The sequence below is a fragment of the Aquabacterium sp. CECT 9606 genome, assembly GCF_918741295.1.
In the GTDB taxonomy this organism is placed as follows: Bacteria; Pseudomonadota; Gammaproteobacteria; order Burkholderiales; family Burkholderiaceae_C; genus Aquabacterium.
The window spans coordinates 481,229-495,916 of the sequence record NZ_CAKKNB010000003.1 but is presented as its reverse complement, the minus strand read 5'-3'; the positions used below and the strand labels follow the sequence as shown (position 1 = coordinate 495,916).

The 14,688-nt window shown below is 64.3% G+C and carries 17 protein-coding genes; 7 read left to right on the top strand and 10 right to left on the bottom strand.

From position 1 onward, the window contains the following. Positions 1-142: 142 nt before the first annotated feature. The 5 genes from rpsU to LQ232_RS14945 all read left to right on the top strand — a co-directional run bounded on the left by rpsU (position 143) and on the right by LQ232_RS14945 (position 3,324). Positions 143-355, top strand: coding sequence for a 30S ribosomal protein S21 (gene rpsU, locus LQ232_RS14965; protein ID WP_012346814.1), 213 nt, complete (start codon positions 143-145; stop codon positions 353-355). Between the two features lie 122 nt (positions 356-477). Continuing rightward, positions 478-924 (top strand): GatB/YqeY domain-containing protein, encoded by a 447-nt coding sequence (locus LQ232_RS14960; RefSeq protein ID WP_230181144.1) that lies wholly within the window; start codon positions 478-480, stop codon positions 922-924. Between the two features lie 24 nt (positions 925-948). Further along, positions 949-1,299 (top strand): TIGR01244 family sulfur transferase, encoded by a 351-nt coding sequence (locus LQ232_RS14955; protein ID WP_230181143.1) that lies wholly within the window; start codon positions 949-951, stop codon positions 1,297-1,299. Positions 1,300-1,321: 22 nt separating this feature from the next. After that, positions 1,322-1,855, top strand: coding sequence for a TRAP transporter small permease subunit (locus LQ232_RS14950; RefSeq protein ID WP_371820254.1), 534 nt, complete (start codon positions 1,322-1,324; stop codon positions 1,853-1,855). 14 nt (positions 1,856-1,869) lie between these two features. Then, positions 1,870-3,324, top strand: a complete 1,455-nt coding sequence (locus LQ232_RS14945; RefSeq protein WP_230181141.1) for a TRAP transporter large permease subunit — start codon at positions 1,870-1,872, stop codon at positions 3,322-3,324. Positions 3,325-3,361: 37 nt separating this feature from the next. Here LQ232_RS14945 and LQ232_RS14940 read toward each other — a convergent pair whose 3' ends face one another. Together LQ232_RS14940 and pmbA are read right to left on the bottom strand one after the other, a co-directional pair. Next, a complete protein-coding gene (locus LQ232_RS14940; RefSeq protein WP_230181140.1) occupies positions 3,362-4,444 on the bottom strand; it encodes a TRAP transporter substrate-binding protein in 1,083 nt (360 codons plus the stop codon). Between the two features lie 133 nt (positions 4,445-4,577). Next, the gene (pmbA, locus tag LQ232_RS14935; protein ID WP_230181139.1) at positions 4,578-5,987 is read right to left on the bottom strand and encodes a metalloprotease PmbA; all 1,410 of its coding nucleotides are present in this window, start codon (positions 5,985-5,987) and stop codon (positions 4,578-4,580) included. 50 nt (positions 5,988-6,037) lie between these two features. On the opposite strand from pmbA, the gene yjgA reads away from it, so the two are divergent. Together yjgA and mog are read left to right on the top strand one after the other, a co-directional pair. Then, entirely contained in the window at positions 6,038-6,634 is a 597-nt protein-coding gene (gene yjgA / locus LQ232_RS14930; RefSeq protein WP_230181138.1) for a ribosome biogenesis factor YjgA, read from the top strand. Positions 6,635-6,637: 3 nt separating this feature from the next. Next, positions 6,638-7,252: a molybdopterin adenylyltransferase gene (gene mog / locus LQ232_RS14925; RefSeq protein ID WP_371820253.1), complete on the top strand. Its 615-nt coding sequence runs from the start codon at positions 6,638-6,640 to the stop codon at positions 7,250-7,252. A gap of 14 nt (positions 7,253-7,266) precedes the next feature. Here the strand turns inward: mog and LQ232_RS14920 are convergent, their stop codons facing one another. Genes LQ232_RS14920 through LQ232_RS14885 form a run of 8 tightly spaced genes read right to left on the bottom strand, consistent with a single transcriptional unit; the run spans position 7,267 to position 14,634 of the window. Beyond that, positions 7,267-7,806 (bottom strand): DUF805 domain-containing protein, encoded by a 540-nt coding sequence (locus tag LQ232_RS14920; protein ID WP_230181137.1) that lies wholly within the window; start codon positions 7,804-7,806, stop codon positions 7,267-7,269. A 29-nt stretch (positions 7,807-7,835) separates the two neighbouring features. Beyond that, on the bottom strand, positions 7,836-9,194 hold the full coding sequence (locus LQ232_RS14915; protein ID WP_230181136.1) for a DUF58 domain-containing protein: 1,359 nt from the start codon (positions 9,192-9,194) through the stop codon (positions 7,836-7,838). Between the two features lie 13 nt (positions 9,195-9,207). Beyond that, on the bottom strand, positions 9,208-10,206 hold the full coding sequence (locus LQ232_RS14910) for a MoxR family ATPase (RefSeq protein ID WP_230181135.1): 999 nt from the start codon (positions 10,204-10,206) through the stop codon (positions 9,208-9,210). A gap of 9 nt (positions 10,207-10,215) precedes the next feature. Beyond that, positions 10,216-11,430, bottom strand: coding sequence for a DUF4350 domain-containing protein (locus tag LQ232_RS14905; protein ID WP_230181134.1), 1,215 nt, complete (start codon positions 11,428-11,430; stop codon positions 10,216-10,218). Next, complete coding sequence (locus LQ232_RS14900; RefSeq protein WP_230181133.1) at positions 11,427-12,194, bottom strand: DUF4129 domain-containing protein; 768 nt, start codon at positions 12,192-12,194, stop codon at positions 11,427-11,429. Before LQ232_RS14900 ends, LQ232_RS14905 begins: the two co-directional genes overlap by 4 nt. Continuing rightward, a complete protein-coding gene (locus LQ232_RS14895; protein ID WP_230181132.1) occupies positions 12,178-12,912 on the bottom strand; it encodes a hypothetical protein in 735 nt (244 codons plus the stop codon). Before LQ232_RS14895 ends, LQ232_RS14900 begins: the two co-directional genes overlap by 17 nt. Continuing rightward, complete coding sequence (locus LQ232_RS14890) at positions 12,902-13,915, bottom strand: stage II sporulation protein M (RefSeq protein ID WP_230181131.1); 1,014 nt, start codon at positions 13,913-13,915, stop codon at positions 12,902-12,904. Before LQ232_RS14890 ends, LQ232_RS14895 begins: the two co-directional genes overlap by 11 nt. Further along, positions 13,912-14,634: an RDD family protein gene (locus LQ232_RS14885; protein WP_230181130.1), complete on the bottom strand. Its 723-nt coding sequence runs from the start codon at positions 14,632-14,634 to the stop codon at positions 13,912-13,914. Before LQ232_RS14885 ends, LQ232_RS14890 begins: the two co-directional genes overlap by 4 nt. Between the last annotated feature and the right edge of the window lie 54 nt (positions 14,635-14,688).

The following is a 14,688-nucleotide window of genomic DNA, read 5'->3' as shown; positions in this document are numbered from 1 at the left end:
GACAATGGCAATCCCCGTGGGGCATGCCCGTTTCCTCCGCGGAAACTGGGAACGGGCCCTGGCCCGGGTGGTTTGCCTTTGTGGTGCTTTCAATGGCGCACGTTGACCCTGTGAATGCATTCATACTGAAAGTGATTGATCAATGACGACCATCCGTGTCAAGGAAAACGAGCCGTTCGACGTGGCTCTGCGCCGCTTCAAGCGCACCATTGAAAAGCTCGGCTTGCTGACCGAACTGCGCGCCCGCGAGTTCTACGAAAAGCCCACCGCTGAGCGTAAGCGCAAGAAGGCAGCCGCCGTCAAGCGCCACTACAAGCGCGTGCGCAGCATGCAGCTGCCCAAAAAGCTGTACTAAGCACAGTTTCCCTGTCCGACTGCTTGCGGTGGCTAACGCTTCCCACGGTCGCTGACTGAACAAGCCCGCGCGGGGACGCCCATGCGGGCTTTGTTGTTTCTGAACAAGAATAGGAGCCAACCATGAGCTTGAAAGACCGGATCACCGAAGACATGAAGAACGCCATGCGCGCCAAAGAGGCTGAGCGCCTGGGCGCCATCCGCATGTTGCTGGCCGCCATGAAGCAAAAGGAAGTTGACGAGCGCATCACGCTGGACGACGCCGCCACGGTGGCCATCGTGGACAAGCTCCTGAAGCAGCGCAAGGATTCGCACCAGCAATTCCAGGCCGCCGGCCGGGTTGACTTGGCCGAGAAGGAAGCCTTCGAGATCGGTGTGCTGGAGGCCTACCTGCCTCAGCGCCTGTCGGCCGACGAGGTGAATGCCGAAGTCAAGGCCATCGTCGCAGAGCTGGGTGCCTCTGGTCCTGGCGACATGGGTAAAGTCATGGGTGCGGTCAAGCAGCGCCTGGCTGGCAAGGCCGACATGGGCCTGGTCTCCGCCGCGGTCAAGGCCGCTTTGGCCGGCTGAACGTTTCAACCTAAGGGGAAGATGATGTCCGAGAACCTGCCGATCCAAGCCGTGAGCGAAGACGTTTGCGTGGCACCTCAGTTGACGCCCGAAGCCATGGCCGCCGTGGCCGCCGCTGGTTTCAAGAGCGTCGTCAACAACCGCCCCGATTTTGAAGGTGGCCCCGACCAACCCACCACCAGCGCCATCGAAGCCGCTGCCAAGGCCGCTGGCTTGGCCTACGCCTACCTGCCAGTGCAGGGCGGTTACCAGTCGCCCGAAGAGATCGCCCAGGCCGCTGAGTTGCTCAAGACCTTGCCGCGCCCCACATTGATGTTCTGCCGCAGCGGGGCCCGCTCTTCGCGCCTGTTCAGCCAAGCTGTGGCATTGGGCTGAGGCGCGCCAGGCCATGGGTCAGGTGAGCCATCTCTTCGTTCGAGGGGTCGATGCCCTGTCGGTGCGCCTGGGCCACCTGGCCGCGTGGATGCTGGCGCTGGCGTGTGCCCTCAGCGCGGGCAACGCCCTGATCCGCTACACCTTCAACCTGGGCTCCAATGCCTGGCTGGAGGCGCAGTGGTACCTGTTTGGCGCGGCCGTGTTCCTGGGCGCGCCAGCGCTGCTCAAGCTGAATGAGCACGTTCGGGTTGACGTGATTTACGGTTCGCGCGCCCCCCGCACTCGGGCCTGGATCGACCTGCTGGGGCTGCTTCTGGTGTTATTGCCGGTGTGCCTGATCACCGGCTGGCTGTGCGTCCACATGGTCCACGATTCGTATGTGCAGCAAGAAGTGTCGCCCAGCGCGGGCGGCCTGTTGCGCTGGCCGATCAAGGCGATGATTCCCATGGGTTTTGCGCTGCTGGCCTTGCAGGCGGTGTCCGAGATCATCAAACGCGTGGGTTATTTGCGCGGCACCTACAACATGGACACCCACTACGAAAGACCGTTGCAGTGATCACTCTGGAACACATGGCGCCATTGATGTTTGGCGCGCTGGTGCTGGTCATGCTCTTTGGTTTTCCGGTGGCGTTTTCGCTGGCCGGCCTGGGTCTGGCTTTTGGCTACGGCGCTGTGGCCTTGGGCATCCTGCCGATCGAGTTCATGGGCAACCTGCCGCTTCGCTTGTTTGGCATCGTGTCCAACGAGCTGTTGCTGTCCATCCCGTTTTTCACCTTCATGGGCGCGGTGCTTGAGCGCTGTGGCCTGGCAGAAGACCTGCTGGAGGGCACGGGGCAATTGTTCGGCCGCCGGCCTGGAGGGCTTGGCTTTGCCGTGATCATCGTGGGGGCCATCCTGGGCGCCATCACGGGCACGGTGGCCGCCAGCGTCATCGCCATGGGCGTGATCTCCTTGCCGATCATGGTGCGGTACGGCTACAGCATGCGCTATGCCACCGGCGTGATCGCCGCCTCGGGCACCATCACCCAGTTGATCCCACCCTCGCTGGTGCTGGTGGTGTTGGCCGACCAGTTGGGCCGTTCCGTGGGCGACATGTACAAGGGGGCCATTGGCCCCTCGCTGATGCAGACAGGCATGTTCCTGGCCTACACCGCGCTGATTGCGATCTTCTACCCGAAATTGGTGCCACCGTTGCCGCCAGAGGCCCGCTTGCAACGGGGCTGGGGCCTGTGGAAGAAAGTGCTTTGGGGCATGGTGCCCTCGGTCGTGCTGATCTTCATGGTGCTGGGCACCATCTTCATGGGGCTGGCCACGCCGACCGAGGCTGGTGCTTTGGGCGCGCTGGGTGCCATCGTGCTGGCCGCCATCCACAAGCGCCTGACGGTGAGCTTGTTGTGGCAGGCCATGGACAGCACCATGCGCGTCACGGCCATGGTCATCTTCATCCTGGTGGGCTCCAGCGTGTTCTCGCTGGTTTTTCAGGGCCTGGATGGCAACCGCTGGGTCGAGCACATGTTGTCGCACCTGCCGGGCGGCCAGTTGGGCTTTCTGATCGCGGTGAACATCTTCGTGTTCTTCCTGGCGTTCTTCCTCGACTTCTTCGAGATCGCCTTCATCATCATCCCGCTGCTGGCCCCCGTGGCCCAGAAGCTGGGCATCGACCTGGTGTGGTTCGGTGTGTTGTTGTGCGTGAACATGCAGACCAGCTTCATGCACCCGCCGTTTGGCTTCGCGCTGTTCTACCTGCGGGGCATTGCCGACCAAATCTTCAAAAGCGGCGCGATCAGCAAACCCATCCTGTCGCGCGACATCTACCTGGGTGCCATTCCCTGGGTGGTGATGCAGTTGATGCTGGTGGCGGTGGTGATCTTCTGGCCCCAGTCGGTCACCTACTGGCTGGACAAAGAAACCGCGGTCGATGTGGACAACGTCCAGATTGAGATGCCGGCCGACCTGTCAGGTCCTGTGGACGACGCGGCATCAGCGGCATCTGACGGCGGCCTGCCCGTGCCCGAGGCCCCTTGATCAAAAGGGCCTGGGCCGGCCTGGCTTGGGCCTCAGGTCACAGCTTGGCGGCCTGCATGTACCGGTCGAATGTGGCTTCGGTGAAGCGGAACCACAGGTTCTGATCGGCACGGAACTTGGCGTAGTCGGCATAGACCTTGGCCCAGTTTTTGTTCTTGGTGTTCAGCTCGCTGTAGATCTCCATCGAGGCCTTGAAGGCCCCGTCCATGACCGACTTGGGCATCTGCACCAGTTGCGCCTTGGCGGCCACCAGTTGCTTGAGCGCCAGCGGGTTGGCGGCGTCGTATCTGGCCTGCATCTCGACGTGGGCATGCGAGGCAGCTGCTTCGATCATGGCCTTGTATTCAGACGGCAAGGCGTTGAAGGCCTTGTTGTTGATGAAGAAGTCCAGCTGTGGGCCACCTTCCCACCAGCCGGGGTAGTGGTAGAAAGGCGCCACCTTCTGGAAGCCCAGCTTCTGGTCGTCATAAGGGCCGACCCACTCGGCAGCGTCGATGGTGCCCTTTTCAAGGGCCTGGTAGATCTCGCCGCCGGGCAGGTTCTGCGGAATGGCACCCAGGCGTTCGATGACCTTGCCGGCAAAGCCGCCAATGCGCATCTTCAGGCCCTTCATGTCTTCCAGCGACTTGATGGGCTTGCGGTACCAGCCGCCCATTTGCGCGCCCGTGTTGCCACCGGGGAAGTTGATGATGTTGTACTGCGCGTAGAACTCTCGCATGAGCTTGAGGCCGTTGCCTTCGTACATCCAGGCGCTCATCTGGCGCGAGTTCAGGCCGAAGGGGATGGCGCTGCCAATGGCGAAGGTTTCGTCCTTGCCCACGAAATAGTAGGGCGCGGTGTGGGCCATCTCGACCGTGGCGTTCTGAACGCCATCGACCACGCCAAAGGCCGGCATCAGCTCGCCACCGGCGTGCACCGAGATGACGAACTTGCCGCCCGACATCTCGCTGATCTTCTTGGTGAAAACCTCGGCGGCGCCGAAGATGGTGTCCAGGGATTTGGGAAAGCTGGAGGCCAGGCGCCAGCGCACATTGGGCTCGGCGCGGACGATGGCGGGAGCGGCACCGGCTGCCAGAACACCGGCCAGGCCAGCGCGGTTGATGAAGGAACGACGTTGCATGGCGGGTCTCCTGGGAATGGTCTGAAGCTCAAGCGGGGCTTGGTTCGAACATTCTAGAAGCGCTGGGTGCGTTGGCGGCACCGGGGCAAGCGCGGGCTTTCCCGTGTTGCCCGCCTGCGTCAATTTGCCGGGTTCAATGCCCGGCGATCTTCATCTTCTCGATGAGGATGGAGCCCACGGTCTTGCTGCCGTAGGTGTACTCGTCGGCGCCCACGGCCACGATCTGCTTGAACATCTCGCCCAGGTGGCCCGCGATGGTGATCTCTTCGACCGGGAAAGCGATCTTGCCGTTCTCGACCCAGTAGCCGGCCGCACCGCGCGAATAGTCGCCCGTCACGTAGTTCACGCCCTGGCCCATGAGTTCAGTCACGAAGAGGCCGCGGTGCAGCTTCTTGAGCATGGCCTTGAGGTTGTCCTTCGGGTCGGTCAGCTTGCTTTGCAGGATCAGATTTTGCGAGCCGCCAGCGTGGCCGGTGGTCTTCATGCCCAGCTTGCGCGCCGAGTAGCTCGACAGGAAATAGCTTTGCACGACGCCGTTCTTGAGCACGTGGTGTTTGCGGGTCAGCACGCCTTCGTCGTCGAAGGGGGCACTGCCTTTGCCTTTGAGGATGTGCGGATCCTCCAGGATGTTGATGTGCTTGGGCAGCACTTGCGTGCCCAGGCTGTCGAGCAAAAAGGTGGACTTGCGGTACAGCGCGCCACCACTGGTGGCTTGCACATAGGCACCCAGGAGACCGGCGGCCAGGGGTGATTCGAACAGCACCGGCACTTCACAGGTGGCGATCTTGCGGGATTTGAGGCGGGCAAGCGCGCGCTCGGCGGCATAGCGGCCGATGACCTCGGGTTTGGCCAAATCGCGCGCATCGCGCTCGGACGAATACCAGAAGTCGCGCTGCATGTCGTTGCCGCGGCCGGCGATGGGCGAGACCGACAGCGAGTGGCGCGAGCTGGCGTAACCACCCCGGAAACCGCGCGTGTTGCCGGCCAGGAAGTGCGATTGCTGGGCCGACACGCCGCCGCCTTCGGAGTTGGTGATGCGCGGGTCGACCGTCAAGGCGGCGTCTTCGCAGCGGCGCGCCAGTTCGGCCGCCTGAGCGGCGTCGATGGACCAGGGGTGGAAGAGGTCCAGGTCGCGCTTGGCGGCGCGCCCTGTGGCCAGGTCTTCGGCGTCGGGCAGGCCGGCGGCCGGGTCTTCGGCGGTGAAGCGGGCGATGTCGTAGGCGGCGCGAACGGTTTGTTCGAGCGCGGCGGGTGAGAAATCGGAAGTGCTGGCGTTGCCCCGGCGCTGGCCCAGGTACACCGAGATGCCGATGGATTTGTCACGGTTGCGCTCGACGTTTTCAAGCTTTCCCTTGCGCACCGACACCGACAGCCCCATGCCTTCGGAGACCTCGGCGGCGGCGTCGGACGCCCCCAGCTTCTGGGCCAGGTTCAAGGCGTCTTCGATCAATTGCTGAAACTGATCGCGCGAGTAAGCAAAGCCGGACAAGTCGGGCTGCTTGGCGTTGGAAGAAGAGGACTTGGAGGATTTGTTGGCGGCCATGTATGCGGTTCGCGACGGTGAGGGGTGTGACCTCGTATCATAGCGACCACATGAATCAAGATCAGTTTCCCCCCTCAGACGACGACGAAGTCGACGAAAACGGCTACCGTCGGCCGAGCAAATCGCAGCGCAAACGGGACAGTCACGACCTGCAGGCCCTGGGCGAAGCCCTGGTGACCATGCCGAAAGACCGCCTGGCAGACATTGACCTGCCCGAATCCCTGAGCGATGCGGTCGATGACTACAAGCGCACCAAGTCCTTCGAGGGCAAGCGCCGGCAGATGCAATACATCGGCAAGCTGCTGCGCGGTGTCGATCCGGAGCCCATCAAGGAGGCCGTGGCCTCGTTCCAGTTGGGCCATGCGCGCAATGCGTTGGCCCTGCATGACGCCGAACGCTGGCGTGCCGAACTGGTGGCCGATGACAACACCTTGACGCGCTGGGTGGCCGAGTACCCGCAATCTGACGTGCAGAAGATGCGCGCCCTGATCCGCAATGCCCGCAAGGACTTTGCTGCTGCGCCTGAAAACCGCAGCGGGCGTGGTTTCCGCGAGTTGTTCCAGCACATCAAGCAGACCCTGGAAGGCGCAGGCCGCACCGAGGGCGATGGCGACGACTTGCTGGACGAGGGCGAAGGCGAGGATTGACGCGTGAGCGATTTGACTTGCACCCAACTGGACGAGGTTCGCATCGGGGTGGTGTCGATCTCTGATCGGGCCAGTTCGGGCGTTTACACAGACAAGGGCTTGCCGGCCTTGCAGGATTGGCTGGGGCGCGCCGTGCGCAACCCGATCACCTGGGTGCCCCGCCTGATCCCCGATGAGCGCGAGGGCATTGCTGCCGCTCTGCGCGATCTGGTGGACGTGCAGGGTTGCCACCTGGTGCTGACCACGGGTGGCACCGGGCCTGCGCCACGTGATGTGACCCCCGAGGCCACGCTGGACGTGGCCGACAAGGAAATGCCGGGGTTTGGCGAGCAGATGCGCCAGATCAGCCTGCGCTTTGTGCCCACCGCGATCTTGTCGCGGCAAACGGCGGTGATCCGCAAGCAGGCTTTGATCCTGAACCTGCCGGGGCAGCCCAAGTCCATCGCTGAAACGCTGGAAGGGCTGCGTGATGTCGAGGGCCGCTCGGTGGTCCCCGGCATTTTCGCGGCGGTGCCGTACTGCATTGACCTGATTGGCGGCCCCTACATTGAGACCGATGCCCAGGTGTGCGCGGCTTTCCGGCCCAAGTCAGCACAGCGGACCGTGCTGACGACCTGAGTCATTGAGCTCCCTCAGGGCGCTGATTGCTGCTGGAGTTGTGCGGCTTTGGCGCGCTGCACATAGTCTTGATAAGCGGGGAGTGCGATTGCCGCCAATATCCCGATCAGCACGGGCGTGCACGCCAGCAATTTCACGCTGGTGGTGTTGGGTGGGGGCGGTGCGCCAAAGCGGTTTTCGCCAGGCGTGCCCGCCTTGAACATCCACACCAGCGCTGCAAAGGGGATGAGTGCGAGCAAAGCCGCCCAGCCTGACCATCCCATGTCATGCGTGCGCTGGATCAACATGATGATCGAGAACACGAAATAGGGCACCAGTGCGACAAAGCCCACAAAGGGCGCCACCTTTGCAAAGCCCAGCGCGCCGGCAATGCCGCCCAGGAGGGCCGCGGCGGCAATCGTCAGCAGGTAGCCGCCCATCAAATATCCCAGGTACTGCAGGCGGCTGACTCGGCCCTGCCGAGACCAGAACTTCACAGGCTGGTAGCTTGTCGACGAGCTTCGAACATCGGCCACATCGGCGCGGGGTGGTTGGTAGGGATTGGCAACACTCATCATCGTCCTCCTTGGGGTTGAAAATCAAATCAAAGCAAACCTGAGCGCTTGACGGCGTGGTAACGGTTGACCAGGGCGACGGCCAACTGGCCAGGCTCCACGTCCACCGAGAGGGCATCGAGGCCGACGACCCGGCGAAACGCATCGCGCCGGGCCTGCTCGAACAAGTGGGCGCCGGCCACCTCGATGGCCTGGCGGGGTTGCTCGATGGCTTGCTCGGCCACTTCACGCAGCACCCGTTCGCGCAGGCTGGCCACCAGCACCAGGTGGCGTGCGCGCAGCAGCTTCAGCGCGGGCTGCAGCTCGGCCGAGTCCTCGTCCCTGAAGTTGGTCAACAACACGACCAGCGCGCGTTTGTGCTGCACGCGCAGCAGGTCCTGGGCGGCCATCAGGTAGTCGGAATGGGTGGCGTCGGGTTCGATGTCGTGCAGGCGGGCCATCAGGGCATTGAGGGTGGACGACCCCTTGCGAGGTGCAAAGTGCCGTTGCTGGCCGGGGGCCGTGCCAAAGGTCATGGCCCCGACCTCGTCGCCGTCTTTCAGCGCCACATAGCTCATCAGCATCAGGGCGTTCAGGGCTTGGTCAAAATGGCTGCCATCGGCGCTGACCACGCCTTCGTCGGCCCGCATGCGGCGCCCGCAATCCAGCAGGAAGATCACGCATTGATCGCGCTCATCCTGGAACTCGCGCACGATGGGGCGACCATGGCGCATGGTGGCTTTCCAGTCGATGTGGCGGATGGGGTCGCCCATCTTGTAGTCGGTCAATTGCTTGAAATCGGTGCCCATGCCGCGCTGGGCGTAGCTCTTGATGCCGATTTGCGCCAGACGGCGGTCGCCAGCCAGCCAGGCATAGCCCGCCACGGCCGCGAAGTTGGGGTAAACGTGCAGGCTTTGCGCCTGCCCCAGTGGGCGCAGGGTTTCGAAGCTGCTGCCCAGGGTCTGCATGCGCACCTGGGTGGCGCCAAAATGCACGATGCCGCGCTGGCGTGGCGTGACGGTGTAGCGCACGTCAACCCGGCTGCCCGCGGGGATGCTCACGTTCTGCGGCAGGCCTTGGAACTCCAACTTGGGGTCAACTTCATCGAACAAGGCCACTTGCCATGTCCGGCTGCCTTCGTTGATCACCGTGAGGCTGAGCACCCGCTGAACCCCCAGGGCCAACGCGTGGGGCACGGTGCGCTCGATGCGCAAGGGCGATTGGCGCCAGGCTTGCTCGCTGCGCCAAAGATCCAGTCCCGCCCAAGCGATACCCGCCAGCAGCACCAAGCCTGAAACCAATCCCACTGCGGCCAAGGGCGCGCCCGCCACCAAGGCGCAGGCGCTGGCCAGGGCGAGTACCGTCAGCGCGGTGACCGCGCGGCGGCTGGGGATCAAGGTCAGGCTCATCGGGCGTGCCAAGTCAAAGGCGCGGGGCCTCGACGCTGTCGAGCGCATCGCGGAGCAACTCGTCAACACGGCGGCCTTCCAGCTGGGCGTCTGGCGCAAGCATGACGCGGTGGCGCAGGGCTGGCAGCACATGGCCCTTGATGTCGTCTGGGGTGACGAAATCGCGCGCTTGCAGCAGGGCCGAGGCCCGGGCTGCCCGCACCAGGGCAATCGCGCCCCGTGGGCCGGCGCCCGAAGACAGGCCGGGCCACTGGCGGGTGGCGCGCATGATCCGCACCGCGTAGTCGGCCACGCGCTCGTCGGTGCGAACCAGGGAGGCCATCTCTTGCAAGGCCAGCACCAGGCGTTCGTCCAGCCGTGGCTCGATGCCATCCAGCGAGAGTTGATCGCCGATCTGGCGTTCGGTGGCACGCCGGATGATCGCGGTCTCCTCGTCGTGGGTGGGGTAGCCGATGTCGATCTTGAACAGGAAGCGGTCGAGCTGGGCTTCGGGCAGCGGGTAGGTGCCTTCGGTGTCGATGGGGTTTTGCGTGGCCATGACCATGAAAGGCCGGGGCAGCTTGAGCGTCTGGCCTTCCAGGGTGACCTGGTATTCCTGCATGACTTCAAGCAAGGCACTTTGCGTCTTGGCGGGCGCGCGGTTGATCTCATCGGCCAGCAGCAGGTTGGTGAACACCGGGCCGCGGTGAACGCGCAAGGCGCCCATGCCGTTGGCAGATTCACCCCGCGCGGTGGCGTCGAACACCGAATGGCCAGTGATGTCGGAGGGCATCAGGTCGGGGGTGAACTGCACCCGCGCGTACTTCAAGGTCATGGCCTTGGCCAAGGTGCGCGCCAGCAAAGTCTTGCCCAGGCCCGGCACGCCTTCGATCAGCACGTGGCCGGAGGCGACCAGGGCGACCAGGGTCTGGTCCACGGCTTCGCGCTGGCCGACCACGGCCTTGGACAATTCCGTGCGCAGGCCATTGAGCAGCTCGGCGGCGCGCGTGAGGTCTTCAGGTTTGATTTGCATCGGGTGTTCTCATCGGCTGGATGGTGTGGAGGGCTTGAGGCGCCGGCGGGCTGTCTCCAGCAATTCGAGCGTGGGCGCCAGTTCGCGGTCGGAGCGTTTGACTTTGCTGTCGAGTGCGCGCGCGAGGGCATCGGCGTCCAGACCCGTGGCTTGGGCCAGGGCTTTGGCGCGTGCGCCGCGCTCCAGCGTGGCGTAATTGGGCAGGTGGTTTTGCGCGGCCTCATTCAGGGCGCGAACCTGGGCCGCGTGCAAGGCGTGGGCCCCGTGGTGGCTGAGGAATTGGGCGGTGCCTTTGACTTGCTCTGCGATGGAGCGGCGGCCATGCACCGGCTTGGCCGACAGCGGGCCAAAGCGGATGGCACCGCGCCACAATGCGGCGGCCACAGCCAGCAAACCCAGCACCACGGCGACCCAGCCTTGTGTCCAAAGCCACGTGAGCAAGGGCGGACGCGCCTCTTCAGACACAAACCAGATTTCCGTGCCTTTGCGCACTTGCAAGGTGGCCATGGCCAGCAGGGCGTTGTCACCCAACAAGACCTGGTCGTTGAGGAACAGCCGTTCGCTGGTGACCACGGTGACGCTGCCTTGCCCGACGGAAATGCGCACCACATCGTGGCCCCGATCACCCTCAATGGCCCACTGAACTGGTGTTGGCGCCTTGATCCGGGGATAGCCGTGTCCGCCGCAGAGGCTGTACTCGCGCCGTTCACCGTAAGCCGGCCTCACGCCATCGGGCTCGATGACTTTGTCGCAGTCAGGTACCTTGGGCTTTTGAAGCACCGAGGGTGCTGATGCCGGGGCGGGCACGGGATCCTTTGCCTCCTCTTCATCCTCATCTTCATTTTCGTCATCCATCAACTGGATGGGCAGCCAGGCTTGAAGGCGCTGGTTGTAGAGCATGTCGGCGCTGATGACGAGGTGGCCGCCGCCGTGCACCCAGGCGCGCAGCAGGCGTTCGCGTTCGGGAAACAAATCCCAGTGCCAGGAGTTCAGCAACAGCGTTGCCTGGCGCGGCGGCATGGTGGAAAACTCTTTGGGGTGGACCACCTTGGCGCCCAGATGGCGCAGCAGTTGCTGGGTGGCGTACAGCTCGTTGGTCAGTGCCTCGCCTTTGGGCGGTGTGGCCACTTCTTCCGTGACCCACTCGGTGCGGGTGGCGATCCATGCGCCCACGGCCAGCAACAAAGCCATCAGCAATGCTTTCAGCAAGAGATCGAGCTTCACCGCTTGGTCTCCGGCTGGGGCGCGATGGGGCTTAGGTGGACATCAAAGTTGGTGCACAGGGCCAGCACGCTGACTGAATCGGGCGTGCGCGCGCCATACACCGTGAGTTGCCAGGCGCTCACCAGTTGCGACACGAAGGCGCTCCGCTCGGGGCTCAGGCTGAGCGCGGCCAGTTGCACGCATTCACCTTCGGTGCTGGCCGCGCGGATCGGCACAGCGTGATCGTGCACCAGCCGGGACAGGGCGCCCCGGTACAACAGCGACAGTGCCGCATGGTGCTCGCCGCGCAGCCACAGGCCGCGCGCGGTGGCCCCGATCTGGTCGGGCAGGCTTTCCGGCCGGATGTCCAGCTCGCGAACGTGGCTGGGCAACTTCAGCGTCTTGATGTTCACCACGTCGGCGCGCACCCGAATCCAATGGCGCAATCCCACCAGGAACAAGGCCACGGCCACTGCCCCAAGGGCCCAGATGAGCAGCCGGCCCGCGTCCGCGATCCAGCGCGCCATGCCGACCAACCACATGGGGGGCGGTTCACTCTTGGCCGGCTTGGATTTCCAGGCGTCCATGTCCTTGAGGCGCAAGGTTTGCTCCTGACGGGTGCCGCCCAGGTTGGGGTCCTTGCGGACCTGGTCGCGGGCCGATTGCACCTGCTCGCGCGATGGCGGTGGCACCGTCTGGCCGCAGCTCAGACCATGACCGGCGCACAGGGCCAGCAGCAGGAGGGTGGTGCGGCACGCCTTCATCGGATCAAGCACTGAATGCACGCCGGAACTCCTGCTCGACATCCCAGGCCTCAAGCTCGACACGGCGGTTGAGGTACATGGCAAAGCCGGCCGCCACGTAGAACGGCTCCAGCACTAATACCACCACGGCATACGCCAGGGTGCCCAGCAGCGACGTCAGCACGTGGTCGGAGCTGGTGAGCCACTGGAAAAAACCCAGTCCGCCGCCATTGGGGGCCAGCCAGATCAGCACGCCGACCAGGCCGATGTTGAGCACCATCTCAGCGGTGGCAAAGACGGTGTGCATCAGGCTGGCCTCCCAGCGCTGGCCCGACAGCAGTTGCGAGCTTCGCTGACGCAAGGCGCGGCCGGATTGGCCCTCCAGTTGGTAGATGGGCTGTGTGAAAGACCGCCAGGGTGACAGCCGGCGAAAGGTCAGGGTGCGGGGCAATTGCTGCCACCAGACGCTGGAGCGGGCATGCCACAAATCGGCGAAGGTGGTTGGCTGCCCGAACAGGGCGCGCGAGAGCACGAACAGCACACTGCGGTCCAGCCAGGGCTTGAGCCAGAAGATGAGCAGGCCGGGCAGCCACGGGGCGATCTCAACCGTGGACAGGGCCAGCAGCATGACCACCCCAAAGACCGGACCGCAGGTGCGCCAGACCGAGCGGGCGTGGGTCTGCACCAGCAGCACGCCCAGGTCCGAGGCCTCGTACATGCTGCGCGGGCGCAGCTCAACCGTCAGCGCATCAATCCGCATGGGGGCTCCTGGCCGGGCGCCCTTGCCAGCCCAGATAAGCGATCACCAGCACCCAGCAAGTGGCCCCCACGCCATACTTGACGCCCGGCGCCACCCAGCGGGCTGACGACCAGAAGGCCTCGACGGCGGCTGCGATCAACAGCAGGCCCATCACGCCATAGACCACGGTGATGGCATCCTTGGCAGCATGCTTGAGTGATTCAAGCCGCGTGAGGCGCCCAGGCGACAACAACGCATGCCCCAAGCGCAAGCCCGCCGCCCCCGACAGCACGATGGCGGTGAGCTCGAACGCCGAGTGGGTGACCACGAAGGAGTAGAAGGTTTCGGAGTAGCCACGCGCGGTGAGGTAGCCGGCCACCGCGCCGATGGACTGCCCGTTGAAGACCAGGTAGAACAAACTGCCCAGGCCCCAGAACAGCCCGCTGGCAAAGCATTGAAAGCCGATGCCGATGTTGTGCTGGATGTAGTAGCCGAACATCTGCCAGTCGGTCGAGGCGCGCCGTTGTTGGCCGATGGACCGGTTGCTGTCGCCATACATGCTGTCGAAGTTCTGGACTTCATTGGCGTCCATCAGGTGCAGCACGAAGCCAGGGTCCAGGTAAGTGGTCCAGCCGATCGCCACCATGGGAACCACGAACAACAAGGTGGCCACCAGCAGGTACCAGCGGTGGCCGCGCACACTTTGCGGAAAACCGACCAGCACGAGTTGCTTCAGGCGCGCCACGCCGTAGTCATGCTGACGGTAGATGAGGCGGTGTCCGCGCTGGGTCAGCGTCTCAAGGCGCTGAGTCACGTGGATGGGGTAGGCGCGTGCCTGTGCCAAGGCCAGGTGCTCGCAACTGCGCCGGTACAGCGCGGCCACGCGGGCGCCGTCCACGGCGGGCAGGGGCGGTTCGCCGCGTTTGGGCTTCTTGATGTTCTTCAGGCCTTCCAGGCGGTCCAGCGCGGCCTCAAGCTCGGCCCAGATGGCGGAGTGGTTCTTCTCGAACTGCAATGGCGTCATGGCGAGCCGCCTCCCTGGCGGTGGCCGAGCAGCCATTGCGCCACGCCTTGCAGCCGCCGCGTGGCATCGTGCTCGCCTTTCGCGTGCAGACCGGTTTCCTGGCGGGTCACCGAGTTGGCCAGCACCGCCAGTTCATCCAGCCTGGCTGCAGTCAATCGCCCCGAGCGCCCGGCCCAGGAGATGATGGCGGCTTGCTCGCTGGGCGACAGTTTTCGGGCGGGCGGCGTGGCCGGTGCGGGTGGTGGCACGCCATGCAGTTGCACGGTCTGGTGGTAGACCACCAAAGTGCCCGCAGCCAGATCGCCCAAGCGCTTGAAATCGTGTCGGGTGATCATGGACAGCATGCCAGCCGCATAGCCCAGGGGCAGGAAATCGGCCGCGCGCAACAGGTTGCGCGTGACCGAGGCCGCCGGGGTGATGGGCAGGCCCGAATCCATCACCACGTGCAAGCCCAACATGCGTTTGCCCGGCGTGGCCCCCGATTTGGTCAGTTCGAAGACGACCGGGTAAAACCACTCGAGCGCGAAGTACAGGATCATCAGGAAGGCCGTCCCCACGCCACCCATGGGGCGGGCGATGAGGGCCGCGAAGAAGAAGATGACCAGGCGAATGCCGGCATCGACCAGGTAGGCCAGGGAGCGGGACATCACGCCAGCGGGCCGCAGGGACAAGGCGATGCCCTCAGGCGTTTCGGCGGTGTAGAGCGTGTCGAGCGACATCAGGCTTGAATCACCAACTTGCTCCCTCCCGAGCATGGCTTGATGGCAAGATCT

Bases quoted from the DNA above. Each gene is read 5' to 3' on its own strand.
- LQ232_RS14895 (WP_230181132.1), bottom strand. From the start codon at position 12,912: ATGCGGATTGATGCGCTGACGGTTGAGCTGCGCCCGCGCAGCATGTAC.
- LQ232_RS14915 (WP_230181136.1), bottom strand. From the start codon at position 9,194: ATGAGCCTGACCTTGATCCCCAGCCGCCGCGCGGTCACCGCGCTGACG.
- pmbA (WP_230181139.1), bottom strand. From the start codon at position 5,987: ATGGCCGCCAACAAATCCTCCAAGTCCTCTTCTTCCAACGCCAAGCAG.
- LQ232_RS14890 (WP_230181131.1), bottom strand. From the start codon at position 13,915: ATGACGCCATTGCAGTTCGAGAAGAACCACTCCGCCATCTGGGCCGAG.
- LQ232_RS14885 (WP_230181130.1), bottom strand. From the start codon at position 14,634: ATGTCGCTCGACACGCTCTACACCGCCGAAACGCCTGAGGGCATCGCC.
- LQ232_RS14940 (WP_230181140.1), bottom strand. From the start codon at position 4,444: ATGCAACGTCGTTCCTTCATCAACCGCGCTGGCCTGGCCGGTGTTCTG.
- LQ232_RS14955 (WP_230181143.1), top strand. From the start codon at position 949: ATGTCCGAGAACCTGCCGATCCAAGCCGTGAGCGAAGACGTTTGCGTG.
- rpsU (WP_012346814.1), top strand. From the start codon at position 143: ATGACGACCATCCGTGTCAAGGAAAACGAGCCGTTCGACGTGGCTCTG.
- LQ232_RS14910 (WP_230181135.1), bottom strand. From the start codon at position 10,206: ATGCAAATCAAACCTGAAGACCTCACGCGCGCCGCCGAGCTGCTCAAT.
- LQ232_RS14960 (WP_230181144.1), top strand. From the start codon at position 478: ATGAGCTTGAAAGACCGGATCACCGAAGACATGAAGAACGCCATGCGC.
- LQ232_RS14920 (WP_230181137.1), bottom strand. From the start codon at position 7,806: ATGAGTGTTGCCAATCCCTACCAACCACCCCGCGCCGATGTGGCCGAT.
- LQ232_RS14945 (WP_230181141.1), top strand. From the start codon at position 1,870: ATGGCGCCATTGATGTTTGGCGCGCTGGTGCTGGTCATGCTCTTTGGT.
- yjgA (WP_230181138.1), top strand. From the start codon at position 6,038: ATGAATCAAGATCAGTTTCCCCCCTCAGACGACGACGAAGTCGACGAA.